The organism is Chitinophaga skermanii (assembly GCF_003259335.1).
GTDB lineage: Bacteria > Bacteroidota > Bacteroidia > Chitinophagales > Chitinophagaceae > Chitinophaga > Chitinophaga skermanii.
Genome location: NZ_QLLL01000010.1, coordinates 67,070 through 79,969 on the forward strand (window position 1 = coordinate 67,070; position 12,900 = coordinate 79,969).

Annotated in this window: 14 protein-coding genes; 7 read left to right on the forward strand and 7 right to left on the reverse strand. The window is 41.0% G+C overall.

The features are described 5' to 3' along the window. Positions 1 to 81 precede the first annotated feature (81 nt). Both LX64_RS22360 and aat read left to right on the forward strand, forming a co-directional pair. Complete coding sequence (locus tag LX64_RS22360; RefSeq protein ID WP_111599924.1) at positions 82 to 390, forward strand: ATP-dependent Clp protease adaptor ClpS; 309 nt, start codon at positions 82 to 84, stop codon at positions 388 to 390. 43 nt (positions 391 to 433) lie between these two features. After that, positions 434 to 1,090, forward strand: a complete 657-nt coding sequence (gene aat / locus LX64_RS22365; RefSeq protein WP_111599925.1) for a leucyl/phenylalanyl-tRNA--protein transferase — start codon at positions 434 to 436, stop codon at positions 1,088 to 1,090. An 85-nt stretch (positions 1,091 to 1,175) separates the two neighbouring features. Here the strand turns inward: aat and LX64_RS22370 are convergent, their stop codons facing one another. Beyond that, complete coding sequence (locus LX64_RS22370) at positions 1,176 to 2,120, reverse strand: hypothetical protein (protein WP_111599926.1); 945 nt, start codon at positions 2,118 to 2,120, stop codon at positions 1,176 to 1,178. Positions 2,121 to 2,272: 152 nt separating this feature from the next. On the opposite strand from LX64_RS22370, the gene LX64_RS22375 reads away from it, so the two are divergent. The 4 genes from LX64_RS22375 (at position 2,273) to LX64_RS22390 (ending at position 6,928) form a co-directional block, all read left to right on the forward strand. Continuing rightward, entirely contained in the window at positions 2,273 to 2,932 is a 660-nt protein-coding gene (locus tag LX64_RS22375) for a metal-dependent transcriptional regulator (protein ID WP_111599927.1), read from the forward strand. A gap of 51 nt (positions 2,933 to 2,983) precedes the next feature. After that, entirely contained in the window at positions 2,984 to 4,861 is a 1,878-nt protein-coding gene (locus LX64_RS22380) for an Nramp family divalent metal transporter (protein WP_111599928.1), read from the forward strand. Positions 4,862 to 4,896: 35 nt separating this feature from the next. Further along, entirely contained in the window at positions 4,897 to 6,285 is a 1,389-nt protein-coding gene (locus LX64_RS22385) for an amidohydrolase family protein (protein WP_111599929.1), read from the forward strand. 250 nt (positions 6,286 to 6,535) lie between these two features. After that, a complete protein-coding gene (locus LX64_RS22390; RefSeq protein ID WP_111599930.1) occupies positions 6,536 to 6,928 on the forward strand; it encodes a thioesterase family protein in 393 nt (130 codons plus the stop codon). Here the strand turns inward: LX64_RS22390 and LX64_RS22395 are convergent. The 6 genes from LX64_RS22395 to LX64_RS22420 form a co-directional block, all read right to left on the reverse strand. Further along, positions 6,923 to 7,669 (reverse strand): LytR/AlgR family response regulator transcription factor, encoded by a 747-nt coding sequence (locus LX64_RS22395; RefSeq protein ID WP_111599931.1) that lies wholly within the window; start codon positions 7,667 to 7,669, stop codon positions 6,923 to 6,925. The two genes, LX64_RS22390 and LX64_RS22395, sit on opposite strands and share 6 nt — an antisense overlap. After that, on the reverse strand, positions 7,666 to 8,709 hold the full coding sequence (locus LX64_RS22400; RefSeq protein ID WP_211324871.1) for a sensor histidine kinase: 1,044 nt from the start codon (positions 8,707 to 8,709) through the stop codon (positions 7,666 to 7,668). The genes LX64_RS22395 and LX64_RS22400 overlap by 4 nt, the downstream gene beginning before the upstream one ends. A gap of 20 nt (positions 8,710 to 8,729) precedes the next feature. Then, positions 8,730 to 9,083: a DUF4288 domain-containing protein gene (locus LX64_RS22405; RefSeq protein ID WP_111599932.1), complete on the reverse strand. Its 354-nt coding sequence runs from the start codon at positions 9,081 to 9,083 to the stop codon at positions 8,730 to 8,732. Positions 9,084 to 9,143: 60 nt separating this feature from the next. After that, entirely contained in the window at positions 9,144 to 9,851 is a 708-nt protein-coding gene (locus LX64_RS22410; protein ID WP_111599933.1) for a LiaF transmembrane domain-containing protein, read from the reverse strand. Positions 9,852 to 10,014: 163 nt separating this feature from the next. Further along, entirely contained in the window at positions 10,015 to 10,677 is a 663-nt protein-coding gene (locus tag LX64_RS22415; RefSeq protein WP_111599934.1) for an FAD-binding oxidoreductase, read from the reverse strand. Between the two features lie 48 nt (positions 10,678 to 10,725). Then, positions 10,726 to 11,346 (reverse strand): SGNH/GDSL hydrolase family protein, encoded by a 621-nt coding sequence (locus tag LX64_RS22420; RefSeq protein WP_111599935.1) that lies wholly within the window; start codon positions 11,344 to 11,346, stop codon positions 10,726 to 10,728. A gap of 203 nt (positions 11,347 to 11,549) precedes the next feature. On the opposite strand from LX64_RS22420, the gene icd reads away from it, so the two are divergent. Beyond that, entirely contained in the window at positions 11,550 to 12,815 is a 1,266-nt protein-coding gene (icd, locus tag LX64_RS22425; RefSeq protein WP_111599936.1) for an NADP-dependent isocitrate dehydrogenase, read from the forward strand. Positions 12,816 to 12,900: the final 85 nt, after the last annotated feature.

Consider the following 12,900-nt stretch of genomic DNA (forward strand, 5'->3'; position numbering starts at 1 on the left):
AAATGATACGAATTATTAACACCATTTCATGACCAACTTAGCTACCAAAATGTTTACTTTTGCAGTAAATAAATTAAAAACATGGTTTCTCACACGGAAAAAGAAAAGTCTACACAAACCTGGGAAGACGTGCTGGTAGCGGAAGACGAACAATTTCCGTATAGCCTCGTGGTATGGAATGATGAAGTGAATACTTTTGATTGGGTGATCCAATCACTGATCGAAGTATGCGACCATTCCCCCGAACAAGCAGAGCAATGTGCACTCATTATCCATTATAATGGTAAATACGCTGTTAAAACGGGCGAGTTCACCACTTTGCGTCCCATGTGTGAAGCCCTTCTTGAAAGAGGCTTAAGCGCTACCATCGAAGAAACCGTAGGTTCCTAAAGATGGGCGCTTCTTCTTTTCTGCAAAATATTTCAAACAGTTCGTGCCGATATTCACTTTACACCCTTCTACATTACTATTTCCCCCAGTTCATTTAGCTGAAGATGACGGGCTGTTGGCCGTAGGTGGCGATCTTACACCCGGAAGATTATTACTCGCTTATCAATCCGGTATATTTCCTTGGTTCGGTGATGATGAACCTATCATGTGGTGGAGTCCAGACCCTCGCTTCGTTTTATTTCCACAAGAAATCTATATCTCTAAAAGCATGCGGCAAGTGTTGAAACGTAATACCTTCAACATTACCATTAACCAATGTTTCGAGGAAGTAATTAAACAATGTAGTTTAAAAGAACGCCCGGGACAAGACAGTACCTGGATTACCCAAGAAATGCAAGCAGCCTATAAAACATTGCACAACATGGGCTTTGCCTTATCAGTTGAAGCATGGCAAAATGGGCAATTAGTAGGGGGATTGTATGGTGTGAAAATTGGGGATTGCTTTTTTGGTGAATCGATGTTTGCACATGTTAGTAATGCTTCTAAAGCTGCCTTCATTACTTTCGTAGAAATGGCTGCCGAACAAGGATTACAAATAATAGATTGCCAAGTACATACTGAACACTTAGCCTCTTTGGGAGCACGTTTCATTGACCGTGCCGATTTTATTTCCATTATAAAAAAGAATATGCACCTATAGTACATACATCTTGCGTGGAAATTCCATCCATAAAAAAAGCAGTAACAGGAAACCCATTACTGCTCAATATCTATTACGTATTCGTTTATTTCTTTGTTGCTTTCTTTACTTCCTTCTTTTTCGTATAAGTACCTTCAAAAGAACATTGAATGCCACGGTATGCACCACAGCTACTTTCAGATATAGCTACTTTATTATTGGTGAAAGTGAATTCAATTACACAAGCACTGTTTTTATCGCGGAACTGCCCAGTTGTTGCACTTGTAAAACGACCAGTACCGTCGATTTCTGCTACACACGCACCTTTATCTTTTGAAATATGAATAAAGAATAAGAAATCCTTTGGCGACTCGCCATCACGGATGGAAATAATGCTGTTTTCGCCGGAAGTATAATTGCCAGATAGTTTGTGTTTGTGTGAAAGCGTGTCGATTGGGTTATAGTATTGACCCGGGCCTGTTGGTGCGCTGGAGTTTGTTAACACCAAAGTAAATGCGCCTGTTTGACTTACATCGAAATATTCCTCTTTCGTGGCCGGTGTTTTAGCACCCGGCATTAATTCACTTGTATTTACTTTTAGATTCAACTTCTTATCCAATGAGAAATCAATCGTTGGCTTACCTGTTGCTACTTGGCCTACCATCATTTTATTGATATAGTTGCCTTTTTTATCGAATAAAAGCAAAAATGCTTTGGTCGCTTTTCCTTGGGTTTGAACTATGAAATAATCGATAGGTGCTTCTTTAAAATAAGCTACCGGGAAATACTTCACTTTTTCTCCCACATCATCTTTCAAAAGAGAATCGATTTGGAACTGCTTCACCACTTTTGTTTTCAAGGCGGTAGAATCTGCCAATTTAGTAGCCATCGCATCGCTGGCTAAGCGGTAAGGTAAGGCACCTTCTGCGAACAACTTCCTAAACTCGGGGAAAGTAAGCGGCGCATCTTCGTCGGTTTTAGACGTTTGCTGCTTGGACTTACAAGATGCCAACACACCGAAAATCAATATCAACCAAAGTATTCTTTGCATACGTTTTTTAGTATTCTCTCAGAAAATTATAAAATATCTTTATATGAAAAAGCGGTAAAGATTACAAAAATAAGGCCATATTGCAAATTTTAGTAAGCCTTTTGTTTTCCAAAATAATTATTTAGTTTTGTCTAAATTATATTTTAGACAGTATGAATTTAACAATTGCGGAAGAGAACTATATCAAGTCTATCTATAAACTCCAAGACGGCACCAATTCCGTTTCCACCAACTCCATTGCTTACGAACTGGATACGAAGCCTGCTTCGGTAACCGACATGGCTAAAAAGCTCAAAGAAAAATCACTCATCGAATACGAAAAATACCAAGGCATTACCCTCACCCATGAAGGTAAAAAAATTGCGCTACAAATTGTTCGTCGCCATCGCCTTTGGGAGTGTTTTTTAGTAGACAAACTCGGTTTCAGTTGGGAAGAGGTACACGAAATTGCCGAAGATCTTGAACATGTAAGAAGTGAAAAGCTTACAAATCGACTTAGCGAATTCCTTGGCAATCCTAGTACCGATCCGCACGGCGATCCAATTCCCGATGCAAACGGTAAAATCAATAAACCACGCAGCAGCGTTTCGCTCGACAAAGCCACGGCTAAAAGACTAGAAATAGCTGGTGTATCCGATCAATCAACTTCCTTACTCGAATTCTTAAACGCGAAAGGCATTCGTTTAGGTACACATATCGAGGTAATTGAAAGATATGATTTTGATAACTCCGTTGAAATCAAAATTAAAAATCAACCTGCGCTTACTTTAAGTGAACAGGTTTCAAAAACAATCCAAGTTAGACCAATATAACAGTAACGGCTTTACCACAATGCCGCTATCTATTACAATTTTGAATGGCATATGAATCACACTCCCGAAAATTCTGCATCGCTTAGTGAAGTACATCAAAGTGTAGATACCACGAAAAATCGCCCACGCTGGCGTAAGTTACTTGCATTTTTTGGCCCCGCTTACCTAGTAAGTGTTGGTTATATGGATCCTGGTAACTGGGCTACCGACCTTGCCGGTGGTGCGCAATATGGTTATACGCTAATTTGGGTATTGTTAATGAGTAATCTCATGGCATTACTGCTTCAAAGTTTAAGTGCACGTTTGGGTATTGTTCGTGGACGTGATTTAGCCCAAGCCAACCGGGAAACTTATCCTCCCGCTATCAACTTCATGTTATATATCCTAGCCGAAATAGCCATCGCAGCTACAGATTTAGCGGAAGTTTTAGGTATGGCCATTGGTTTGCAATTATTGACCGGGATCGACTTAATTTGGGGCGTTTCTCTTACAGTATTGGATACTTTCCTCCTGCTCGTTTTACACCGCTACGGCATTCGTAAGATGGAGGCATTCATTATTTCCTTAGTAGCTATTGTAGGTGCTTCTTTCTTGGTAGAATTATTACTAGCAAAACCGGCCCTTACTGAAGTGGCTAAAGGCTTCATCCCCCATATTCCCGATGAAACTGCCTTATACATTGCTATTGGTATTATAGGTGCCACGGTTATGCCACACAACCTTTACTTACACTCTGCCTTGGTGCAAACGCGTAAAATTAAACGCGATGATCAAGGTATTCGTCAGGCTATTAGGTTTAACATTTTCGATTCTGCTATTGCATTGAATTTGGCCTTCTTTGTGAATGCTGCCATTTTAATCTTAGCAGCAAAGGTATTTTTCGAATCTGGCCATACCGGCATCGCCGATATCCGCGATGCACATATGATGCTCGATCAACTGTTAGGTAACAAACTCGCTCCGATCTTATTTGCCGTAGCCCTAATCGCTGCCGGTCAAAGCTCAACTGTAACAGGCACCTTAGCAGGGCAAATTGTAATGGAAGGATACCTCAGTTTGCGTATCAACCCATGGCTCAGAAGATTATTAACGCGCCTCCTTGCCATTGCCCCTGCTCTACTCGTAATTTTGATAGCCGGGGAAGAAAAAGTAGGGGAATTATTGGTATTCAGCCAAGTACTGTTAAGCTTACAATTAGGTTTCGCCGTAATCCCTTTAATTCACTTCGTAAGCGACAAGCAAACAATGGGCACTTTCGCCATCCGTTGGCATGTAAAAGTAGCAGCGTGGCTAATTGCGGGAATATTGGTGTACCTTAATGTGAAGATGGTATACGCAGAGGCGAAGGACTTCATCACTTCATCGCACAGTTTTTGGGGCGATGCAGCTATTATAATTGCGGGCATTTTCTTCTTGTTTTTGCTCGTTGTAACCGTCTTTTACCCACTCTTTAATAAATACAAACAAGCTTCTGCTCGCATGCACACATCAAAAGCGAGCCTTGGTGAATTAACCCATCCTAATTACTATAAAATTGCACTCGCACTCGATTTTAGCCAACAAGATCAATCCATTATTTCCCACGCCCTGTCACAGGGTAATACCGATACCGAATACATACTTATACACATTGTAGAAAGTGCTTCTGCTCGGTGGTTTGGTAAAGAAAGTTATGATTTTGAAACTCAAAAGGACCAAGAACAATTAGATACATATGTGGCCTTATTGAAGGAAAAAGGGATCAATGCAAAGGGAGTTCTCGGCTACCGTCACCGTGCCAAAGAAATTGTACGTCTTGTAAAGGAAGAAAAGGCAGATCTACTTGTATTAGGTGGCCATGGCCATACTGGTATTAAAGATTGGATTTATGGGGAAACAGTAAACCATGTTCGTCATTATGTACAAGTTCCTGTACTGGTTGTACAGTAATTTGTTGTAATTTGAATGACCAAAAAATTGGTCCTATGCGTACCCTATCTATACTCTTTATCGCTCTGTGCTGCACAATTAAATTGTTGGCACAAAACCCAGTACTTATCCGTGATGTGAACGTTGTGGATGTTTCTACCGGTAAAACAAATCATCATCAATTCATTTTCATAAAAAATGATCGAATTGAAAGCATTACCGGGAAGACTCCAAGTGTTCCTAACAACACAACCATCGTAGAAGCGAAAGGAAAGTTTATTATCCCAGGGTTATGGGATATGCACGGGCATACCCAATCGGCCGGCTTTTATTTCCCACTACTTATTTGCAATGGCGTTACAGGTGTACGCGATATGTTTGATGATATTAAGCTGGTGCGTGAATGGCGTACAAAAATCCAAAACGGCGAACTGCTCGGACCTGTTATCTATGCCTCCGGGCCTATTGTTGATGGACCACAACCCATTTGGCCAGGTTCTGCAAAAGTTGGCAATGCAGAACAAGGCAGGAAAGTAGTTGATTCTGTTAAAAACTTAGGCGTTGATTTCATCAAAGTATACTCCTTGTTGAGCGAAGAATCCTATTATGCCATTGCAGATGAAGCCAAAAAGCAAAATATGGTATTCGCTGGCCATGTACCCAACCGCATTACCGTGCTAGAAGCCGCTCAAGCTGGTCAAAAAAGTATGGAACACATGTACGGTTTTTTAGAAATAGCCAGTGATAGTGCCGATTATTACTTCGATTGGCAAAAGAAAAAAATTACGGATACAAGCCTACAAAATAAAGTTTACCGTGAAGCATTCTTACAACGCAACTTCAATCCTAAAAAATTCCAAACCGCCATACAAGCATTAGCAAAATACGATAGCTGGCAGTGCCCAACACTTGTTGTAAACAGGTCGATCGCTTATTTAACCGATACTACCTTTACCAACGATCCGCGCTTGGTATACATGGGTGCAGGCTTTAAACAACGTTGGGACCCTAAAAATGACTTCCGCTTTGCAAAGGCACAAGATGAGCTATACATCTTGCAACGCAAAGCGTTTAAGATGAAAATGGACATGATCCTACCTATGTACAAAGCCGGTATTAAGTTTATTGCAGGTACCGATTATCCCAACCCATATGTGTTCCCTGGCTTTAGCCTACACGATGAGCTAGCACTATTTGTTGAAGCTGGACTTACACCTTTGCAAGCATTACAAACAGCAACCATCAACCCGGCTACTTACTTCGGTATCACCAAAGACTATGGCGGTGTACAAGCGGGTAAAATTGCCGATTTAGTTATCCTAGATGCAAATCCACTAGAAAATATTTCTAATACAAAAAAGATTAATACCGTAATAGTGCACGGCAAAGTTTTGCAGCAAGAAACATTACAAAACATGTTGAACGCAGCGAAGAAAAAGCTTTAATAATAAGAAAACAATTTAACTAAAAAATAAGATCGAACATACTATTTATGGCCATGCCATAATGGATAATTTATTCCATACTACCAAAGTAACAACCCGCCAAACTGTTATTCTTGCAATTATTAAATTTCTATACTCATTTTAATTGCACCGTGATAACTTCTTAACTGGAATCCAAAAAATAATTCATCTCCTCTTCTATCAAAAAGCCGGGCACGCGTTATTGCCCGGCTTTTTGTATTTTTAAGATATGAAGCATGCCCTGCAAATTGGAGATTCACGCACCTTTCAACGACTCGTTCGCCCTACCGATTGCGCCACTTTCGATAGTGGTGCCGTGCACCCTGTATATGCTACGTTTGCATTATCCCGCGATGCAGAATGGTGCTGCCGCTTATTTGTGTTAGATGAGAAAGATGAAAACGAAGAAGGCATTGGTACAATGCTCACAGTAGAACATCGATCACCTGCCCTAGAAGGCACTACGGTCGATTTCGTGGCTACTATTTTGGAAATTAATCGCCACGAAATCATTTGTAGCTATGAGGCGCGCGTAGGAGAACGTTTAATTGCGCAGGGGAAAACTGGACAAAAAATTTTATTGAAAGAGAAATTAGAAAAGCTCTTTCAAACTTTATCATAACCCAAGTACTTCTTTTAATTTAGGGTAACCCGTCTTACTCACAGGCACCTTCTCACCATTCTTTAAAATGGCAATATGTGCATCCTTTTCATACGGATCGATACGTGTAATTTGTGTAACGTTCAAAATATATGAACGGTGCACGCGTATAAACTGGGTAGGATCTAGCATCTTCTCAAAGAAACTCATCGTTTTATTCTTTAAGAAAGCTCCTTCCGATGTTATAACTCGAACATAATCATCCGCAGCTTCTAAGTATTGTATATCGTGTAATGGAATAATCTTAATCTTACCATTGATTTTTACCACTATCCTATTATGCTGTGCAGGCATCTGCTGTGCGGCCGTTTCTAAAAGAGCTTGCGTTTCCTTTTCATCTTCTACTGTAGGGCGTGCTTGTAACCATTTCTGTACCGCCTTTTCGAAGCGTTCGCGTGAAAATGGTTTTAACAAGTAATCTACAGCATGCACTTCAAATGCCTTCAATGCATATTCTTCAAATGCTGTAGCAAAAATAACTGCCGGCATTTTCTCTACTAATTCCAACATTTCAAAACCGTTAATCTTCGGCATTTGAATGTCTAAGAAAATCAAATCTGGTTGATGTTGTTGTATGGCCTTCAATCCTTCGAAGCCATCGTTACACTCTTGCACTACTTGCACATGGGGAAATACTTTAAGGTATTCAAGTACCAATTCCCGTGCAAGCGGCTCATCATCTATTAAAACAACTTTTATCATTGTGGTTGCGGTACTTTTATGGTAGCTGTAAATAAATCGCCTTCGGAAGTGGTCGAAAGAAGATCTTGCCTTCCGAAAAGCAAGTATAATCGTCGTTGTATAGAACTTAACCCAAATCCCGTCCCGCTTTTACTCGCAGGGTTCAACGACGAGTCGAATGGGTTAGCAACAGCAATCATCAATACCCCATCTTCCTGCCAAGCATCTATAGTAATTGTAATCGCCTCTGTTGTATCGTACAATCCAAATTTGATCGCATTTTCAACTATTGGCTGTAAAATCATAGGCGGAATTTGTAAGCCTGTCGCTGCTTCACTAATAGTTATCTCGGTAGATAAACGGTGGCGGAACCGCACTTTTTCAATATCTAAGTACAATCGTAAGTATTGAATTTCTTCATCTACACTGATCCATTGTTTATCCTCTTTCTTCAAGGTACCTCGTAAGAAATCCGAAAGCTTCGTTACCATCTGCCGGGCTTCATCGGGCCTAATGGCGATCAATGCGTTGATGGAGTTTAAACTATTGAAAAGAAAATGCGGTTGTAACTGTTGACGAAGTTTGAACAACTCGGCCTCACGGGCCATTTTCTCCGCTTCTTCCTTACGAGCTAAGATACTTTGCTGCTCCCGGGTTTCGTAGAATAGTAAGCTAATGATGCCCATGGCTAACAATAAAATAAAGCCATAAATAAACGTAATAGGCATCGCTGTGTATAACCAAGCGGTATAAAGCAAATCTTTCTCGAAGATTTTTGCTAACACCCAACCACTCAACATCACCCAAATAATGGCTAACGTAGTACTGGTCACCACTACAAAGAGGTACTTGCCTTTAGGGCGGTAATAGGTTAAGGTTTGACTTAATCCCATTACCGCGAAGGCTAATAATATATTATGAATTAAGCTGTCTACAATCGCCGTTTCGATATTGGCTGAGAACCAGAAGTATAATAGGGCAGCATTTAGCAGCGTAACACATAACCAAGATATGCCGAAAATGATCTGCGCGGATTTGATGGATAGTAACAGTTTGGCCAAAGCTAATATCGTTTGATGGCTTATAAATTTACTTCAAAATACTTTTGGGTTTGTAATTGAGCGGCTTTCATTTGTTGAAGGGCCACGTACGAATTAGCGTCGTGGGGTTCTTCTACTCTTGAATACAACTCAATACCATCCGAAAGTTCTGCCAATGCTTGTAACTCGGGTACGTTTATGAAGCGCCATTCTACGAGTTCTTGCTTTTGGTTTTTGAAGGCATATTGTTCTTGTTTGCCTATTTCGTTGGCTTTCAACCAAGCTTCCTGTTTATTGTTTGCGCTGATTAATCTCAACTGTTCGTCAAATTGCGCCATATGATCGCCTGCCCCGCAAATTACCTGGTACACTACTTTTGCAACAAACCACTGCATAAAAATAAGTTTAGCATTATATAAAGGATGGATCATAATTCGTGCTAGTGGTGGCGTACCTTAGTACGCTTTCACTTCAATTCCGGCAAAGGTGCAACTACCTTTAATGAATAACTTCTTCGAGTAAATACCCGGAACAAATTCACCTTTGCGCTTATCTTCCACACCACCAAACATCGCGTTTACATCCATTACTACTTCCCAATTGTTGGGGACAATAATTTCCACACCACCGAATACCGCATATACATCTAGTATTGCCTCATCAGCGATATCTGCTTGTAAGAGGTTGATTTTTGCACCTCCACAAACCGCGGTCACCTGCCCACCTTTAAAATTTTTAGATAACACGGTACGCTTATCACCACTGAATATTACGGTCGAATTCACAAAGTCTTCTAATGAACCGCCTTCCATGATAATGTTACGTTGCAATTTCCTTTTAGTGCTATTGATAATGATGATAATACCAACAAGGATGATGATTAATGGCCACATGAACCTACGTACGTTGATTGGCCACCATTCTATATAATCTTTCAATATAAAAAACCCACCAATCATCACACATATCAACCAACCAGAACCTTTGAAGTTACGACGTACGCCCAAGGCCAAACCAATAACAATCAAAATTACTTCCCATGAAAAAATCCATGATGGAAAACCGATATCTAATCTTTTTAATAAAAATAAAGAACCTATGATAACAAGGATAATACCTCCCCACATTCCGTTTCTATCTTCATGACGATTGTAGCTGCTCATATATTGTATATTTTATGAAACAAAAGTAGAAACATCACGGTATGGTGACAATGGGGTTTAGGTTAAGGTGTGGGCAACATCGGTAAAAGAGGGGAAAATCCCGGTGAAAATCCCAATCGGCTAATTTTCACCGGTAAAAGAGGTGTATTACAGTCGGCGAAGTTTACATTTCTACTACAATCGTGGGCGCTCCCAATTTTTGCAATATTTCTTGTAAAGCAGCTACCATACGGTCGGGGCCGCAAATATAAAAGGGCTGGTTGAAGTTCGTCACCTTCTTACGCAGGTAATCTTCATTCACAATCCCAAAATCGTATGCATCCACTTTCTCCTTTGTAATTACATTCAAGAAGTTTTTACCGAGGATTTTCTGGAATTCGTCTTTCAGGATGATGTCTTTCGTAGTTTGGTTAGAGAAAATAAGCTTATTCTCGCCCACTTTCCCATCCTGGTATAGTTGCCTAAATATGGCAATAAAGGGGGTTATACCCGCGCCACCGGCAATAAATATACCTTCTCCTTTGTACTGAATGGCTCCCCATACATCGTGCAAGATCAGCTCGTCGCCTACTTGCAAAGTATCTAAGTGGTTCGTTACCCCGTCGTGATCACGGTACATTTTAATCGTAAACTCCAGGTGATCCCAATTATTCAGGGCCGTAAAGGTAAAAGGGCGTAATTGATCCTTCCAGCGAGGTTGGTTGATTGCCACATCGGTGGCCTGGCCGGGGATGAAGCTATATCCCGCCGGCTTTTCTACTTTAAACCTTTTAACATTATGCGTAACAGGATCGATCCGAAGGATTTTAACAACATGTTCTGCCATAATTATGGATTTGTTTTGGTATAAGCAATGTAAACAACCTAGTTACCCTTATGGTTGCAGTGCCTTGGCAATGAGCGGGGCTAGGGCATGCGACCAAGCCTGGTAAGCTTTTCCACTTGGGTGCAAGCCATCTTCGGCTACCAGCGTAGCATCGGTAGTGGCTAAACGAGTATTAGGCGTAATATCCAGGTAGGTAATACCGTATTGAAGTGCTATTTTCTTATTAACAGCGTTGTATTGATCAATTTGCTGCCCAATCTGCTGCCGATCACGCCCTTCAGCAAAAGGTGTAACACCCCAGTCTGGAATCGACAATACAAAAACTCGGCTATTATGTCCTCCCGCAAAGCGAATGGCTTGTTCTAATAAGGATTTGAAGGCCGGTTCATAATCCGCTACGGGTCTACCACGGTATTGGTCATTCACACCAATAAGCAAAGTCACTATATCATAGGTAGCTTCCACCTCTGCAGCGGCAATACCGGCTGCCAGTTCGTCGGTAGTCCATCCGGTGGTGGCAATAATACGGGGTGTTTCTATATTAAATTGTTCGGCACGAAGGATGGCAGAGGTTTGCATGGGAAAACGCTCTTCTGTTGGTACGGCTTCGCCAATGGTGTAGCTATCGCCTAAAGCTAAAAACGAGTACGCTTGGTTATGTTGCGACATGTGGTTGTTGGTTATTGATAGAAGGCTCCAAAATAAGACTAAATGAAACATTGTCGTTACTTTTTTTAATTATACAACGAAACAAGCCACCAGCATACCAAAAATGTGCAAAAGTGCTTGTTTTATTTAACAGCGCTTTAGATTGAAATGTTTTACCTTTGCGCTGCTAAACATACATTCGTAATGCATAAATAAATTGTTTTATGCCGGGAGAAAAAATCACAATGAGTAATGGCCAGGTAAAAGTTCCGAACCATCCAATTATTCCATTTATTGAAGGCGATGGCATCGGCCCAGACATTTGGCGTGCCAGCGTTCGCGTATTTGATGCCGCAATTGAAAAAGCTTACGGCAGTTCCAGAAAAATTGAGTGGAAAGAAGTGCTTGCAGGCGAAAAAGCCTTCAACGAAACTGGCGAATGGTTGCCAGCGGCTACACTCGATGCTTTGAGTGAATACTTAGTTTCAATTAAAGGTCCTCTTAGTACACCTGTAGGTGGTGGTATCCGTTCTTTGAACGTAGCCATGCGTCAAACATTAGACTTATATGCTTGCGTACGTCCTGTACGTTGGTTCAACAAGGTTCCTTCCCCGGTGAAACACCCAGAGAAAGTGGACATGGTAATTTTCCGCGAAAACACGGAGGATATTTATGCCGGTATCGAGTATAAATACGATTCTCCTGAAGCGAAAAAATTATTGCATTTCTTACAAACTGAATTGGGTGTTAAGAACATTCGTTTCCCTGAAACATCTTCATTCGGTATCAAACCGGTTTCTGTAGAAGGTTCTGAGCGTTTAGTACGTGCAGCTATCCAATACGCGGTTGAACATAAAAAACCATCTGTTACCCTCGTTCACAAAGGTAACATCATGAAATTCACTGAAGGTGGCTTCAAAAGCTGGGGCTATGCTTTGGCAGTAAGAGAATTCGGTGAACAAGTGTACACTTGGGAACAATGGGAAGCTACAAAGAAAGCTAGCGGCGAAGAAGAAGCTAATAAAGAGCTGAAAGTAGCACAAGCACATGGCAAAATCATCATTAAAGATGTAATCGCCGACAACTTCTTACAACAAATCCTCTTAGCACCACAAGACTACTCGGTAGTAGCTACTTTGAACTTAAATGGTGACTATATCTCTGATGCTTTGGCGGCAGAAGTTGGTGGTATTGGTATTGCGCCGGGCGCTAATATCAACTACGCTACCGGCCACGCTGTGTTCGAAGCAACCCACGGTACAGCTCCTCGCTTCGCAAATACCGATACTATGAACCCTTCATCTGTGATCTTAAGTGGTGTAATGATGTTGGAATACATGGGTTGGAAAGAAGCTGCTGATATCATCACGAACGGTCTTAGCACCGCCATCATGCGCAAACGCGTAACAATTGACTTCTATCAATTGATGGATGATGCGACTTTAGTGAAATGTAGCGAGTTTGCAGACGAGATTATCAAACACTTGTAATTGTTTGAATAATATCAGCGTACTTTGTATATTACGGGTTTTAAATGGGTCAGAAAAAGGGGTTCTGCCTATTTTTATCATATAA

Bases quoted from the DNA above. Each gene is read 5' to 3' on its own strand.
- LX64_RS22360 (WP_111599924.1), top strand. From the start codon at position 82: ATGGTTTCTCACACGGAAAAAGAAAAGTCTACACAAACCTGGGAAGAC.
- LX64_RS22370 (WP_111599926.1), bottom strand. From the start codon at position 2,120: ATGCAAAGAATACTTTGGTTGATATTGATTTTCGGTGTGTTGGCATCT.
- LX64_RS22375 (WP_111599927.1), top strand. From the start codon at position 2,273: ATGAATTTAACAATTGCGGAAGAGAACTATATCAAGTCTATCTATAAA.
- LX64_RS22380 (WP_111599928.1), top strand. From the start codon at position 2,984: ATGAATCACACTCCCGAAAATTCTGCATCGCTTAGTGAAGTACATCAA.
- LX64_RS22385 (WP_111599929.1), top strand. From the start codon at position 4,897: ATGCGTACCCTATCTATACTCTTTATCGCTCTGTGCTGCACAATTAAA.
- LX64_RS22390 (WP_111599930.1), top strand. From the start codon at position 6,536: ATGAAGCATGCCCTGCAAATTGGAGATTCACGCACCTTTCAACGACTC.
- LX64_RS22395 (WP_111599931.1), bottom strand. From the start codon at position 7,669: ATGATAAAAGTTGTTTTAATAGATGATGAGCCGCTTGCACGGGAATTG.
- LX64_RS22405 (WP_111599932.1), bottom strand. From the start codon at position 9,083: ATGCAGTGGTTTGTTGCAAAAGTAGTGTACCAGGTAATTTGCGGGGCA.
- LX64_RS22410 (WP_111599933.1), bottom strand. From the start codon at position 9,851: ATGAGCAGCTACAATCGTCATGAAGATAGAAACGGAATGTGGGGAGGT.
- LX64_RS22415 (WP_111599934.1), bottom strand. From the start codon at position 10,677: ATGGCAGAACATGTTGTTAAAATCCTTCGGATCGATCCTGTTACGCAT.
- LX64_RS22420 (WP_111599935.1), bottom strand. From the start codon at position 11,346: ATGTCGCAACATAACCAAGCGTACTCGTTTTTAGCTTTAGGCGATAGC.
- icd (WP_111599936.1), top strand. From the start codon at position 11,550: ATGCCGGGAGAAAAAATCACAATGAGTAATGGCCAGGTAAAAGTTCCG.